Here is a 14,724-nt window from a genome sequence, read left to right on the forward strand (position 1 = left end):
GCGGCGACGGCGTCGGCGATCTGCGGCGGCACGTTGAAGGCGGGAAAGCCTGAGAACGGTCCGCTGGGCTCCGCCAGCGGTGTCTCCTGGTGGCAGACAGCAAGATCTGCGGGCGCGACATACGCTTCCTGCGCGGCCAGGAGCGGCCGGAAATCGAGGTCCCCACCGCCGTCGAGCGTTGCCTGTTGCCAGAGTCTCTCATGAAGGAGAAGGTCCCCGGTGAACACAACCGAGAGGCAATCTTCCCCTGGACAGCCGCCCGGTTCCGGCTCCGTTGAAGCGGGCGCTGGTGGTTGCGGCGGAGATGATGCCGTGGCGGAGGTTGCCGGGCCGGAGGATGATGGTGCGGCCGATGATGGTGCGGACGGCGGAGGAGTGCCCGATGGCACGCCCTGGGGAGGCGGGCCGCCCGCCGTACAACCGGTGAGCGACAGAAGCATCACAAGCGTCACGGCTTTCCCGATGGTTCTCCTGCGCCCGCTCACGCGACAAGCCTAGCCCCGCCCCTGGAAACAACGAAGGGCCGGACGAATTCGTCCGACCCTTCATAGTGAAGCGGGTATTACCAGCCGCGCTCGGCGAGGCGGTGCGGCTGCGGGATCTCGTCGACGTTGATGCCGACCATTGCTTCGCCCAGGCCTCGGGAGACCTTGGCGATCATATCGGGATCATCGTGGAAGGTGGTGGCCTTCACGATCGCCGCGGCCCGCTCGGCCGGGTTGCCGGACTTGAAGATACCCGACCCGACAAAAACGCCGTCGGCGCCGAGCTGCATCATCATCGCAGCGTCAGCCGGGGTGGCGATACCGCCGGCGGTGAACAGCACTACCGGGAGCTTGCCCGCAGCGGCAACCTCCTTGACCAGCTCATACGGCGCCTGAAGCTCCTTGGCCGCGACATACAGCTCGTCCTCCGGCATGGAACTGAGCCGGGCAATCTCCGCCCGGATCTTACGCATGTGCATGGTGGCGTTGGAGACATCCCCGGTACCGGCTTCACCCTTGGAACGGATCATCGCCGCACCCTCGTTGATCCGGCGAAGCGCCTCACCGAGATTCGTGGCACCGCACACGAAGGGGACAGTGAACTTCCACTTGTCGATGTGGTTGGTGAAATCCGCCGGGGTCAGGACCTCGGACTCGTCAATGTAGTCAACACCGAGGGACTGCAGCACCTGCGCCTCGACGAAGTGACCGATCCGGGCCTTGGCCATGACCGGAATGGACACAGCCTCGATGATGCTCTCGATCATGTCCGGATCAGACATCCGGGACACTCCGCCCTGAGCACGGATATCAGCGGGAACGCGCTCAAGAGCCATCACAGCAACGGCACCGGCATCCTCAGCGATGCGCGCCTGCTCCGCAGTGACGACATCCATGATGACGCCGCCCTTGAGCATCTCCGCCATCCCGCGCTTGACCCGGCTGCTCCCGGTCACTGGCGCGGTGGTGGAAGCTTCTTCAACAGTGGACACAGTTTGGCCCCTCGGGTAGAGAAAAGATAACAATCCATGATACGCCCGCGCGCAGCCGCAAAGCGTCGGTCAGCAACCAGACGTAACGGAATTGAAGTTGTGCAACCGGACAGCGGCTCCCCGCACGAAGCCGGCGCCAGGAACCGCGCTCAGGTTGCGGCGGCGGCCTGGACCCGCACCGTCATGATGCGCTGCACGATGGTGATGACACTCGCCAGAGCCAGGAGGACCAGCACAGCCAGGAGAACCACCTCCGGCAGGCCCAGTCCGGTCAGCCCGGTCACTACCAACACCGAAACCAGCCGCTCCGCACGCTCGGCTATGCCTACGTTGGCAGTGAAGCCCAGCGACTCAGCTTTGGCCCGTGCGTAGGAAACGATCATGCCGAGCACGAGGCAGGCCAGCGCGGCGAGTGCGATCGCGTTGTTACTGCCGCCGAGGAAGAACCAGACAGCGACGCCGGCGAAAAGTGCACCGTCCGCGATGCGGTCCAGGGTCGAGTCGAGGAAGCTTCCCCAGGAACTGCTGCGCCCCTGCATGCGCGCCATGATCCCGTCAACCACGTCCGAGAAGACAAAAAGTGTGATGAAGACCGTGCCCCAGAACAGCTGCCCCAAGGGATAGAAGACCAGCGCTCCCCCCGCAACACCGACCGTTCCGATAACGGTGACGGTATCCGGCGATACCCGCCATTTCAGGAGCAGCGTCGCCAGCGGTGTGAAGAGGGAGGTGAAGAAGGACCGGGCGTACTTATTCAGCATGGCCCGCACCGGTGTCCATCGAGGCTGCAGCTGCTTCATCCCAGGCCGCTGCCAATTGTTCCCTTACCTCATCGAGGGTCTGGGTGATGGCCTTGGTCTGGGCAATAATTGGGAAGAAGTTGCCGTCGCCGTTCCACCGAGGAACCACATGCTGATGCAGGTGTGCTGCGATGCCCGCGCCGCCGGTGACTCCCTGGTTCATGCCGAGGTTGAATCCGGTGGGCCGCGCCACGCTGCGCAGCGCATGCATGGCTGCCTGCGTAAGCTGCGCGATCTCCACCGTTTCTTCCGACGTGATGTCGGTGTAGTCGGGCACGTGGCGGTAGGGACATACCAGCAGGTGGCCGGGGTTGTACGGGAAGAGGTTCAGGACGACGTACGCACTTTCTCCGCGGTGGACAATGAGCGATTCCTCGTCAGACCGCGCGGGCGCGGCACAGAAGGGACAGTCCTCCTGCTTGCTGAACTGACCCTGGCCACCCTTGATGTAGGCCAGCCGGTGCGGAGTCCACAGGCGCTGGAAGGCATCGGGCACACCGGCCAGCTCAAACCTGTCCGTTACGTCCCCGTCGTCGCGATACTGCCCGTCAGCGCCTGTGTTCCCCATGGACCGCTACTGTTCCCTGCTGCGGACGGCTTCCACAATCCGCTTCACGGCTTGGTCGACCGGCACCTGATTCTCCTGGCTTCCATCCCGGAAGCGGAAGGACACAGCGCCGGCGTCGACGTCATCTCCGCCCGCGATCAGGACGAACGGAATCTTCTCCTTGCTTGCCGTGCGGATCTTCTTGGGGAACCGGTCGGAGCTGATGTCCACCTCGGCCCGGATACCCTCCGCCTTGAGCTTGTCGACGACGTCGAACAGGTAGTCGTTGAACGCGTCCGCCACCGGAATGGCACGCACCTGCACCGGAGCCAGCCAGGCGGGGAAGGCCCCTGCGTAGTGCTCGGTGAGCACGCCCAGGAACCGTTCGATGGAGCCGAACAGTGCACGGTGGATCATGACCGGCCGTTGGCGCGTACCATCCGCTGCCTGGTATTCAAGTTCGAAACGCTCCGGCAGGTTGAAGTCCAGCTGGATGGTGGACATCTGCCAGGTCCGGCCGATGGCGTCGCGGGCCTGCACGGAGATCTTCGGTCCGTAGAACGCCGCTCCTCCGGGATCGGGGACCAGGTCCAGCCCGGATGCCTCAGCGACTTCGGCCAGTGTCCGGGTCGCTTCTTCCCAGGTCTGGTCATCCCCCACGTACTTCTCAGGGTCCTTCGTGGAGAGTTCCAGATAGAAGTCGTCCAGTCCGTAATCCTTCAGCAGCCCGAGGACGAAGTTGAGCGTGGTGGTCAGCTCGTCCTTCATCTGTTCCCGGGTGCAGTAGATGTGGGCGTCGTCCTGGGTCATGCCCCGCACGCGGGTCAGCCCGTGCACCACTCCCGACTTCTCGTACCGGTACACCGACCCGAATTCAAAGAGCCGAAGCGGCAGTTCGCGGTAGGACCGTCCGCGGGAACGGAAGATCAGGTTGTGCATGGGGCAGTTCATCGGCTTCAGGTAGTAATCCTGGCCGGGCTTGCGCACCTTGCCGTCGGCGTCGAGCTCAGCGTCCACGTGCATGGGCGGAAACATGCCGTCGCGGTACCAGTCAAGGTGTCCGGACACCTCGTAGAGGTGTCCCTTGGTGATGTGCGGGGTGTAGACGAATTCGTAACCGGCTTCGACATGCCGCTGACGCGAGTAGTCCTCCATCGCCTTGCGGATGATGCCGCCGCGAGGATGGAAAACGGGCAACCCGGATCCGAGCTCGTCCGGGAAAGAGAACAGGTCAAGTTCGCTGCCGAGCTTGCGGTGGTCGCGGCGCTCAGCCTCGGCCAGCCGCTCCTGGTAGGCCTTGAGGTCATCCTTGGTGGGCCAGGCCGTGCCGTAGATGCGCTGCAGCTGCTTGTTCTTTTCGCTGCCCCGCCAGTAGGCCGCAGCCGAACGGGTCAGCGCATAGGCGTTCGAGATCAGCTTGGTGTTGGGCAGGTGCGGGCCGCGGCACAGGTCCTTCCACACCACGTCCCCGGACTTGCGGTCCACGTTGTCGTAGATGGTCAATTCGCCCGCGCCGACCTCGACGGATGCGCCGTCGTCGTCGGTGATGTCTCCGTTGCCGCCCTTGAGGCCGATGAGTTCGAGCTTGTAGGGCTCGTCCTTCATGGCTTCGCGGGCTTCATCCTCGCTCGCGACCCGGCGCTCAAAGAGCTGGTTCGCGTTGACGATCTTCAGCATCATCTTCTCGAGCTGCTTCAGATCCTCCGGCGTGAAGGGATCGTTGACATCGAAATCGAAGTAGAAGCCGTCCGTGATGTACGGGCCGATGCCAAGCTTGGCATCGGGACGGAGCTGCTGGACAGCCTGCGCCATGACGTGCGCGGCGGAGTGGCGAAGAACGTTCAGGCCGTCGGGGGAATCGATGGTGACGGGCTCAACGCGCGCACCGTCCTCCAGTTCGCGGCTTAGATCCCACAGTTCGTCGTTAACCCGGACTACGACGACGTCGCGCTGCTCCTTGAAGAGGTCCGCTCCCGTAGTGCCGGTGGTCACCCGCTGCTCTTCGCCGTCGACGATGAGGGTGAGTGATGGGGGCGCTGACACTAAGGTCTCCTCTTGATAAGGGTGAACTGAACGGGTTCCAAAACTGGTCAATCAACCGTACCGGCGGACGAGGGGCACAATCCCCCAACACTCCCGCCGCGGTCTTCTCGATGGTATCCGTTACGTCAGCGGCCAACCAACCGAACTCCGGGCCGCAGCGGCAGTGCTCTCCGGGAATGCGCCTCGCTCCCCGGGCGTTATACCTGCCGACAGAAACCACCTCTCAGGCGGATTCGGAACGAGTCCGCCACGCACCAAAGGAGCACTGTGGACTACACACCCGCTGCCGGCACCATCACCATGTTCAGCACCTCGTGGTGCGGTTACTGCCGCAGGCTCAAGTCACAACTCGATGCGCAGGGCATCGGATACCAGGAGATCAACATCGAGGAAGTTGACGGAACGGCGGAACTCGTCGCGTCCCTGAATGGCGGAAACCAGACCGTGCCTACCGTCATCTTCCCGGACGGAAGCACCGCCACCAACCCCTCGGCATCCGAGGTGAAGGCGCGCGTCGGCGTCTAGCCCGCGGTGATTCGGCAGGACACGCCCCTTATCCGAGTGGATAAGGGGCGTGTCCTGCTTTTTCGATAGTCGTCCGTCCACTATCTATAAGCTGGAGGCGTTCCCCCACCCTCGAGGAAAAGGACAGTGTCAATGCCACACAGCGTCAAGGGCGTCGTCGTCATGGAAAAGGATGCGCCGGCCGCCGTCGTCACCATCAATGTGCCCGACCCCGGTCCGGGCGAGGCACTGGTCGACATTCTCACGTGCGGCGTGTGCCACACGGACCTGCACTACAAGCAGGGCGGCATCAGCGATGACTACCCCTTCCTGCTGGGGCACGAAGCCACCGGCGTCGTCAGCGCCGTCGGACCGGACGTCACCAATGTGCAGCCGGGCGATCGCGTCATCCTCAACTGGCGGGCCGTTTGCGGACAGTGCCGGGCGTGTCTGCGCGGGGAAGCGCAATACTGCTTCAATACGCACAACGCCACCCAGAAAATGACGCTCGACGACGGCACCGAACTCTCCCCCGCCCTCGGGATCGGCGCCTTCGCGGAGAAAACGCTCGTGGCTTCGGGCCAGTGCACCAAGGTTGATCCCGATGTGGATCCGGCAGCTGTGGGCCTGCTAGGTTGCGGGATCATGGCCGGCATCGGCGCGGCCATCAACACCGGAAACGTCCGGCGTGGTGATTCCGTAGCTGTGATCGGCTGCGGCGGCGTGGGCATCGCAGCGATCGCCGGCGCAAAGCTCGCCGGGGCAACGCGGATCATCGCCGTCGACATCGACAGCCGCAAGCTGGATCTCGCGAAGGGCCTGGGTGCCACGGATACCGTGAACTCCAAGGAGTCCGACCCGGTCGAGGCAATCCGGGAGCTGACCGACGGCAACGGTGCCGACGTGGTGATTGACGCCGTCGGACGCCCTGAAACCTACAAGCAGGCGTTTTACGCCCGTGACCTCGCCGGGACCGTTGTGCTGGTGGGCGTGCCGACACCGGAGATGACGCTTGAACTGCCGCTGCTGGACGTCTTCGGCCGCGGTGGAGCGCTGAAATCGTCCTGGTACGGCGATTGCCTTCCCTCCCGGGACTTCCCCATGCTTGTCAGCCACTACAAGCAGGGCAACCTTGACCTTGACGCCTTCGTCACCGAGCGGATCGCGCTCGACCAGGTTGAGGCCGCTTTCGCCAAAATGCACGACGGCGTGGTGCTGCGTTCGGTGGTGGAGCTCTGATGGGCGCACGCATCGATCACCTCGTCACTTCCGGCACGTTCTCCCTCGACGGTGGGACGTGGGAGGTGGACAACAACGTCTGGATCATCGGTGATGATTCGGAGTGCATCGTCATCGACGCTCCGCACGACGCCGATGCGATCATTGATCAGATCAACGGACGTCAGGTCCGCGCGATCCTGCTGACGCACGGACATGATGACCATATCCGGGCGGTCGGCGATCTGTTCGACGCGGTACGGGCACCGATCCACCTCCACCCCGACGACCGCATGCTCTGGAATGCCGTGTACCCGGACACCGCTCCGGGCGGCACCATCGCGGACGGAGACACCTTTACCGTCGCCGGAGCGACCCTTCAGGCAATTCATACCCCCGGCCACTCACCTGGCTCGGTGTGCTTCTACCTGCCCGACGCCGGCACGCTGTTCAGCGGAGACACCCTCTTTCGCGGCGGGCCGGGAGCGACCGGCCGCTCGTACAGCGACTTCCCCACCATCATCGAGTCGATCCGCGCCCGGCTGTTGACCCTTCCGCCCGACACCGTGGTGCGAACCGGGCACGGTGACTCGACCAGCATCGCCGAGGAAGCTCCACAACTTGAGGAATGGATCGCCCGCGGGCACTGATTTGCGTCGCCTTCCGGCGGCTCAGAGGCCTTCGAACACGTCCGAAAGAAGCGGCGCCCCCGGTGTCACCGGGGGCCACGCAATCACCATGCTCTCCCGTCCAACAGAACGCTCCCACTGCTCGTTTGAACGGTCCTGACCGTAGATTACGTGGCGTTGGCTGCGGTGTTCGTTCAGCCCGGCCACGATGCGCGATGCAACAGAAGTCGTGTCGACCTCCACGCCGATCTGGTCATCGCCCACGCCGCGCAGGTGATAGACGCGGGAGGGATCCCAGGGCTCGTCGCCCTCTTTGGCCCGCGCTGTGTTCCAGCGGCGAAAAGTGGACTCGCGCAGGGCCCCGTGCAACAGCCGGTGCAGTCCCGCGCTGCCGGAGGCGCGGACCCGGTGAAACGCCTCATCCGTCGCCGCGCCCACGACGATGTGGTCCGGATGTCCGGTTATCCCGTCCGGACCGAAGGTGGCAACGACGTCGGGTGCTTCTTCCCTCATGATTGCGGCGATACGGTCGACGAGCTCTGCGAAGGGCGCCTGGGCAACGGTGCCGTCGTCGTAGTCCAGCCAGTCGTGCCGGTCCGGCTCCCGGCCGAGTGACCGCCAGGCGCGGGTGCATTCCTCCCGGCGAATCTGTCCGAGGTTCTCGCGCGTAGCAGGAAAACCATGCGCGATGTCCCCAGCCGCGCCGTCGGTCGCATGCACAAGGACGAATCGGAAGTCGGGATCATCAGCGTGAAGTGCCACCGTTCCAGCGAGCCCGTACGCGTCGTCGTCCGGGTGGGCAACAACGAGCATCAGAGCGCGCGAGGGTCTGTTCGCCATGGCTCACCCTAGCGCCGCGCCCCAGTCAACGACCAGCAGCTCACCCGGATCACCAAAACTCGCTAGCTGCGCCGCACCACATCCTCGTAAACGGCGACGACGGCGTCCGCGACCGTATCGACCGTCAGGCCGGGCACGAGGTCGTCGGCCGCCCCGGCGGTTGCCGGATTCCATTCGAGAGCCAGGGCGGCGTAGGTCTTCTCCAGTACCGCCCTGATCGGTGCCGAGTCCTCGACCACAATGACGGATGAGAACAGCCAGGCACCCGAAATAACCCGCTGGGCCGTCCCGACCAGCTTCACCCGGACCGGGCCGTTACCGTGGACGCTGAACTCTCCGGGGCAGTACTCGCCCGGAATCTCGCCCACAGACGCATCGACGCCGACCCGGCGCAGCGCCTCAGCGAGGAGCTCACCGAGCAGGCCGAAACGGGCGTGTGAGCCGGCGATCGCGTCGTCGTGCTGTTCAATATGGTCAACGATCAGGCAGCCCTGATGATAGGCCGCCGCCCTCCCGCCCGCCTTGCGGATCAGCGGCTCGAAACCGGCACCGCGTGCGGCCTCGGCCGCTTCATCGAATCCGGGCAGGCGGGCATCCCTCTGCCCGAAGGCAACGGTGGGGTACGGCCGGTACAGCCGGAGCGTCGGCGGGAGTTGACCGGACGCGGCAGCACGCAGCAGCTCGATGCCGCGTGCAAGGTCCGCCGCAGCGCCCCTCGAAGGATCATGGACAATGGCGAGCTGGCTGCACGACCACGGTTGGGCACTCATGAGGTTCCGGCTCCCATCTGTGGTTTTCCTTCCCATTTATATCCTCCGGGGTCACTTCTGCGGTTCGGTGTCGCCAATGGAACTCGTCACAGTTCCTTCGGGCGCGTGCGTGGAATGGCGCGATCGGGCTTGTCTGATGACATCATGACCCCGTGACAACCCATGCCCCCCAGATGCCCGGCAGCCAGTCCACTCCCCCACCCCGGACGCTGATCGACGTCCTGGCAGCAACCGCCGAAGCATACCCCGACGCGTCGGCCCTGGACGACGGCACCAGCCGGATGAGCTACACCGAGCTGTTGGATGCGGCGCGCGCCGTGGGACGCACACTGCACAGCGCCGGGCTGGGCGCAGGAGATCGCATCGGGATCCGCATACAGTCGGGCACGGCCGAGCTGTATGTCTCCATTCTGGCCACGCTCATGATCGGGGCGGCCTACGTGCCCGTTGACGCCGACGACCCGGAGGAGCGCGCGAAGCTCGTCTTCAGTGAGGCGGAGGTTGCCGGTGTCATCCTGACGGGTGGCCGTATCAAGGTACGCAAGGACCGGAAAGGACCCTTTCCCCGGCCCCGGCAGCCGCTGCCGGATGACGACGCGTGGGTCATTTTCACCTCCGGTTCCACGGGCACGCCGAAGGGCGTGGCGGTGAGCCACCGCTCCGCTGCTGCCTTCGTCGACGCTGAAGCCCGGATCTTCCTGCAGCGGGATCCGGCAGGACAAGGCGACCGTGTGCTTGCTGGACTGTCCGTAGCCTTTGACGCCTCCTGTGAGGAGATGTGGCTGGCCTGGCGGCACGGCGCATGCCTGGTCCCCGCCCCGCGCGCTCTGGTCAGGACCGGAATGGACCTCGGACCATGGCTGGTGACGCGCGGCGTCACGATCGTCTCCACTGTTCCGACGCTCGCGGCGCTCTGGCCAGTGGAAGCGCTCGAGTCGGTGCGCCTGCTCATCTTCGGGGGCGAAGCCTGTCCTCCCGAGCTCGCAGCACGGCTTGCCGACGGTGAACGGGAGGTATGGAACACCTATGGGCCCACCGAGGCGACGGTCGTCGCCTGTGCAGCGCCGCTGACCGGGACCGGCCCAGTGCGCATCGGGCTTCCGCTGGACGGATGGGATCTCGCCGTCGTCGATCCGGAAGGCCTTCCGGTGGCCGAGGGTGGAGTCGGGGAGCTGATCATCGGCGGCGTCGGTCTTGCCCGCTACCTCGACGAGGCGAAGGATCGAGAGAAGTACGCTCCGTTCCCCACCCTGGGGTGGGAACGCGCCTACCGTTCCGGGGACCTGGTCCAGTTCGAACCCGAGGGGCTCATCTTCAAGGGGCGGGCGGATGAGCAGGTCAAGCTCGGCGGCCGCCGCATTGAACTGGGCGAGATTGACGCGGCCCTTCAGGCGCTTCCCGGAGTGTCCGGAGCAGCTGCGGCGGTCAAGGACACAGCCGCCGGCACCCAGGTATTGGTGGGCTACCTCGTGCCGGCGGGCCACCCCCTGGATCTGGTGGCCCTCCGCGAGAAACTGGCCGCCTCCCTCCCCGCACCGCTCATCCCCCTACTCACCGAGTCCGACTCGCTTCCCACGAAAACCAGCGGGAAGGTGGACCGGGCAGCCCTGCTGTGGCCATTGCCCGGCGCAGGGCACGACGACGACGGTGCCTCGCTTGACCTCGATGAAGCCGCCCAGTGGATAGCCGACCAGTTCGCCGCCATCCTTGGGGCGCCTGTCACCTCCCTTGACGCCGACTTCTTCGCGCTGGGGGGCGGCAGCCTGTCCGCGGCGCAGCTGGTCTCCGCACTACGGCGCCGCTATCCGGGCATCACGGTTGCCGACGTGTACTCGCATCCCCGTGTGGGTGCCCTGATCGACATGGTGCGGCAGACGGAGGTCGCAGCTGATGCGGTTGAACGTCGCGTGGTCCGGACCAGCCGCAAGGCACAGGTGTTCCAGACCATCATGGGTGTGCCCCTGCACATCCTGGTGGCCATGCGGTGGCTCACCTACCTCATGGCAGTCAACAATCTGTTCGCGGCCTGGGGCGTCTTCACGCTCACTCCCATCTCCTGGTGGTGGGTCGTTGCGACCTGGGCGGTCTTTGTCACGCCCTGGGGTCGCATGGCCATCGCCGTCTGCGCCGCACGGCTCCTGCTTCGAGGCGTGGGGCCCGGCAGCTACCCGCGCAGCGGGCGGGTTCACCTGAGGTTGTGGCTGGCTGAACAGATCGCGGATATGGCCTCCGCCGTCAGCCTCGCGAGCGCCCCCTGGATCACCTATTACGCGCGTGCCCTTGGTGCGAAAGTGGGACACAATGTGGACCTGCACTCGGTCCCGCCCGTCACCGGCATGCTGAATCTCGGCAGTGGAAGCTCGGTGGAACCCGAGGTAGACCTCTCCGGCTGGTGGGTAGACGGCGATCTGGTCCACATCGGCCGCGTCAGCATCGGCACGGGCGCCACGATCGGAGCGCGCAGCACTTTGATGCCCGGAGCAAGGGTCGGCTCAGGTGCTGTCGTTGCGCCGGGATCTGCGGTATCGGGGAAAGTGAAGGCCGGACATCGCGTTTCAGGATCGCCCGCTACCCGTACCGGGAAGGCGAAACAACCCTGGCCGGCCGCGCCCGCATCCCGCGGGATCGGCGAGTTCCTCGGCTTTGCGGCCGCCTCGGTGGTCCTGGCAGCCATCCCATTCCTCGCGGCCGCCGTCGCAATCCTTCCGCTGATGCCGACGCTTCAGGGAGCAGGATCCCTCTCCGAAGCATTCCCCCGACTTCTCATTTCCCTCCCTCTCGTGGCCGCAATCTGGTTCCTGGTGACGATGCTGCTCATCCTCGGAACGGTCCGGTTGCTCGGGATCGGTCTCACCGAGGGGTGGCATCGCGTCCGCGGCCGTGTCGGGTGGCAGGTCTGGGCCACTGAACGGGTGCTCGATATGGCACGGGACCTCCTGTTCCCGCTCTACGCCAGCCTGTTCACGCCGATCTGGCTCCGCCTTCTGGGCGCAACCGTCGGCAAGCACGTGGAAATCTCGACCGTGCTCCTGGTCCCGCGAATGACGACCATCGGCGACGGCGCTTTCCTCGCTGACGACACCATGGTGGCCTCCTACGAGCTCGGCGGCGGCTGGATGAAAATTGCGCCGGCCAAAATAGGCAAGCGTTCTTTCCTCGGCAACTCCGGCATGATCGGCGCCGGACGGCGGGTTCCCAGGGATTCCCTCGTCGCCGTACTGTCCGCAACGCCGGCGAAGGCCAAAGCTGGAACCTCGTGGCTGGGTTCCCCTCCCGTCCGGCTGCGGCGCACCCAGATGCTCGCCGATGAGGGACTTACCTTCAGTCCCCCCACGCGGCTCCGGGTCGCGCGCGCCGCCTGGGAGGTCACCCGGTTCGCCGCCACGATCCTGACCGTGGGTATCGCGGGACTGGTGCTCTATTTGCTGGACCTGCTCGCCAACACCTGGGGATACGGTGTGGCCGCACTGGCAGGTGGAGCGGTCATGATGTTCGCGGGCGCGCTGGCGGCGGCGAGCGCCGTCGTCGTCAAATGGTTGCTGGTAGGAAGGATCCGGGCGGGCGAACATCCGCTCTGGAGCTCGTTCATCTGGCGGAACGAGGTGGTGGACACTTTCGTCGAGTCCGTGGCGGCGCCCTGGTTCGCGCGGGCAGCAAGCGGTACACCGGCGCTGGTCTGGTGGCTGCGTGCGCTGGGCGCGAAGATCGGACACGGAGTCTGGTGCGAGAGTTACTGGCTGCCGGAAGCGGACCTCGTTCATCTGCGGGACAGCTCGACGGTCAATCGCGGTTGCGTGGTCCAGACTCACCTGTTCCATGACCGCGTCATGTCCATGGACACCGTAACGTTGGAGGACGGCGCTACCCTTGGACCGCACGGAGTCATCCTTCCGGCGGCTGAACTGGGGGCAGGCTCAACGGTGGGACCGGCTTCACTGGTCATGCGAGGAGAGGCTGTTCCCGCGGGAAGCTCGTGGATGGGTAATCCGGTCAGCCCGTGGAAGCGTTCCGAGTCCGCGGCACCAGCAGAAAAGGTCCTGGTTAGTTGATGGCACAATCCACTGATTGCAGCAGGAACGCGGTGCAATCTGCTTCCGCGGACCCGTACACGCCCGGGCACGGCACAGAGGATTACTCGGTCAGTTCCTATGACCTCACCATCGAATACCGGCTGGCCAGCAACCGGCTGGAGGGCAGGGCGCTTATCTCGGGTGTCATCGGCGGGCCGGAGTCGCATTCTGTGCCCGATCTGGTTCTCAGCCTCTCGGGGTTGCGGGCGGGCCGGGTTTCGCTGAACGGTGAGCGGGTGCGGAAGATACGGGCCGCCAACGGCCGTCTGAAGGTCACGCCCGCCAAGGCCCTGATCGGCGGATCACCATTCGTCCTGGACATTCGCTATTCGGGGAATCCGTCGCCGCTGAACGGGGTGTGGGGAGACGTCGGGTGGGAGGAGCTCACTGACGGCGCGCTCGTGGCAGGTCAGCCCACCGGTTCGCCGTCGTGGTTCCCCTGTAACGACCACCCGCGGATGAAGGCTGCCTTCACCATCCGCGTCACCACCGACGCCGGCTATCGGGCGGTCTGCAATGGGACGCTTACCTCCCATTCGGTGGCGTCCAGCCGTGAGACGTGGGTCTACGAATCCACCGCACCGATGGCCACGTACCTCGCGACGGTCCAGATTGGCCGTTACCAGCTGGCTGAGCTCGCCGACGCCGGCGCCGTGCCGCAGTATGTTGCCGCACCCGGCCCTCTTCTTCCCGCAGCCCGCAAGGCGCTCGCCCATCAGGGGAAGATGATCAGTGCGTTCTCCGAACGGTTCGGTGCCTATCCCTTCCCGCTCTACACCGTCGTCGTGGCGGATGACGAGCTCGAAATACCGTTGGAGGCGCAGACGCTGTCCATCATCGGCAAGAACCATCTCAGCTCTGAATGGGCAGCGCAACGGCTGATTGCCCACGAGCTCGCGCACCAGTGGTTTGGGAACTCGGTGACCGCTTCTTCCTGGCAGGACATCTGGCTGCACGAGGGCTTCGCCTGCTATGCGGAGTGGATCTGGTCCGAGGAATCCGGCTCGCTGTCAACGGAGCGCCGCGCCAGTGACGCCTGGTCGGGTCTCGCCTCAGCCCCGCGCGATCTGGAGATCGGCTCTCCGGGCCCGGCTGCGATGTTCGACGACCGCGTCTACAAGCGGGGGGCGTGCGCCCTGCACGCGTTGAGGAAAACGATCGGCGACGAGCGGTTCTTCGGCGTACTCAGGGAATGGACGGGGCGCTTCAGGCACGCCAACGCCAGCACGGCCGACTTCCTGTCGCTCACGGATGAGCTGTGCGCGGACCTCCCCGGGTTCGATGCCGCCGGGTTGCTGCGTCCCTGGCTGTATGAAGCGCGGCTACCCGCACTTCCCTGACCCGGCCCGCCGGTTTCCGACGCTTCAGCAGGCTGTCGCAAGGGCGACAACGAAGCCGTGGGGCAACTCAAGCTCTGCAGGGTCAACGTCCTCGAGCACATAGTTGCGCCGTCCCACGCGGATCTGCTGTTCCAGAACATCGACCGACGCCGGGTCGGTCATGAGACCTGTACCGGCCGCTTTGAGCACCGCTTCTTTCCGCGCCCAGAGCATCGCCCGCAGCAACGGTCTGCCGGACTCGTCCTGGCCCTCGATGCGGAAGCGTTCGGCGGACGTGAACACCGTCGCATCAAGTTCCGTGCCCTCGAACCGGTTGATCTGTTCGAGATCGATCCCGACCACGGGGGTCACCCGCGCATCCTCGACCGCAGCAACGGCCCAGCCGCCGCTACGGCTCAGGCTGACAGCCAACGGCACCACTTCCCCATCGACCGTCCAGCCCGGCCGTCCATGATCTACGCCGCCGCACGACGGACAATCGAATCG

Annotated in this window: 13 protein-coding genes; 5 read left to right on the top strand and 8 right to left on the bottom strand. The window is 65.3% G+C overall.

Annotation, left to right across the window (positions count from 1 at the left end):
* The 5 genes from RIF85_RS10745 to thrS all read right to left on the bottom strand — a co-directional run.
* The coding region (locus RIF85_RS10745) for a CapA family protein (protein WP_309071903.1) at nucleotides 1-227 on the bottom strand (227 nt) is incomplete at its 3' end.
* A gap of 335 nt (nucleotides 228-562) precedes the next feature.
* Nucleotides 563-1,477, bottom strand: a complete 915-nt coding sequence (gene pdxS, locus RIF85_RS10750) for a pyridoxal 5'-phosphate synthase lyase subunit PdxS (RefSeq protein ID WP_309071904.1) — start codon at nucleotides 1,475-1,477, stop codon at nucleotides 563-565.
* Nucleotides 1,478-1,626: 149 nt separating this feature from the next.
* Complete coding sequence (gene pgsA, locus RIF85_RS10755; RefSeq protein ID WP_309071905.1) at nucleotides 1,627-2,238, bottom strand: phosphatidylinositol phosphate synthase; 612 nt, start codon at nucleotides 2,236-2,238, stop codon at nucleotides 1,627-1,629.
* Nucleotides 2,228-2,845 carry an HIT domain-containing protein gene (locus tag RIF85_RS10760; RefSeq protein ID WP_309071906.1) on the bottom strand — a complete coding sequence of 206 codons (618 nt, stop codon included), beginning with the start codon at nucleotides 2,843-2,845 and terminating at the stop codon, nucleotides 2,228-2,230. The genes pgsA and RIF85_RS10760 overlap by 11 nt, the downstream gene beginning before the upstream one ends.
* Nucleotides 2,846-2,851: 6 nt before the next feature.
* Complete coding sequence (thrS, locus tag RIF85_RS10765) at nucleotides 2,852-4,867, bottom strand: threonine--tRNA ligase (protein ID WP_309071907.1); 2,016 nt, start codon at nucleotides 4,865-4,867, stop codon at nucleotides 2,852-2,854.
* 267 nt (nucleotides 4,868-5,134) lie between these two features.
* Here thrS and RIF85_RS10770 point away from each other — a divergent pair, with 267 nt between their 5' ends.
* From RIF85_RS10770 to RIF85_RS10780, 3 genes are all read left to right on the top strand, one after another.
* Nucleotides 5,135-5,392, top strand: coding sequence for a mycoredoxin (locus tag RIF85_RS10770; protein ID WP_309071908.1), 258 nt, complete (start codon nucleotides 5,135-5,137; stop codon nucleotides 5,390-5,392).
* 132 nt (nucleotides 5,393-5,524) lie between these two features.
* Complete coding sequence (locus RIF85_RS10775) at nucleotides 5,525-6,610, top strand: S-(hydroxymethyl)mycothiol dehydrogenase (protein WP_309071909.1); 1,086 nt, start codon at nucleotides 5,525-5,527, stop codon at nucleotides 6,608-6,610.
* Nucleotides 6,610-7,239 (top strand): MBL fold metallo-hydrolase, encoded by a 630-nt coding sequence (locus RIF85_RS10780; protein ID WP_309071910.1) that lies wholly within the window; start codon nucleotides 6,610-6,612, stop codon nucleotides 7,237-7,239. Before RIF85_RS10775 ends, RIF85_RS10780 begins: the two co-directional genes overlap by 1 nt.
* 21 nt (nucleotides 7,240-7,260) lie before the next feature.
* On the opposite strand, the gene RIF85_RS10785 is transcribed toward RIF85_RS10780, so the two are convergent.
* Nucleotides 7,261-8,058 (bottom strand): PIG-L family deacetylase, encoded by a 798-nt coding sequence (locus tag RIF85_RS10785; protein WP_309071911.1) that lies wholly within the window; start codon nucleotides 8,056-8,058, stop codon nucleotides 7,261-7,263.
* Between the two features lie 62 nt (nucleotides 8,059-8,120).
* Nucleotides 8,121-8,828 (bottom strand): lipoate--protein ligase family protein, encoded by a 708-nt coding sequence (locus RIF85_RS10790; RefSeq protein WP_309071912.1) that lies wholly within the window; start codon nucleotides 8,826-8,828, stop codon nucleotides 8,121-8,123.
* 173 nt (nucleotides 8,829-9,001) lie between these two features.
* On the opposite strand from RIF85_RS10790, the gene RIF85_RS10795 reads away from it, so the two are divergent.
* Nucleotides 9,002-12,877, top strand: coding sequence for a Pls/PosA family non-ribosomal peptide synthetase (locus RIF85_RS10795; RefSeq protein ID WP_309071915.1), 3,876 nt, complete (start codon nucleotides 9,002-9,004; stop codon nucleotides 12,875-12,877).
* A 32-nt stretch (nucleotides 12,878-12,909) separates the two neighbouring features.
* Complete coding sequence (locus RIF85_RS10800) at nucleotides 12,910-14,238, top strand: M1 family metallopeptidase (RefSeq protein WP_309071913.1); 1,329 nt, start codon at nucleotides 12,910-12,912, stop codon at nucleotides 14,236-14,238.
* Nucleotides 14,239-14,262: 24 nt separating this feature from the next.
* Here RIF85_RS10800 and RIF85_RS10805 read toward each other — a convergent pair.
* Nucleotides 14,263-14,724: 4'-phosphopantetheinyl transferase superfamily protein (locus tag RIF85_RS10805; RefSeq protein ID WP_309071914.1), on the bottom strand; the 462-nt coding region annotated here is incomplete at its 5' end.

Source organism: Arthrobacter sp., assembly GCF_031179385.1.
In the GTDB taxonomy this organism is placed as follows: domain Bacteria; phylum Actinomycetota; class Actinomycetes; order Actinomycetales; family Micrococcaceae; genus Arthrobacter_D.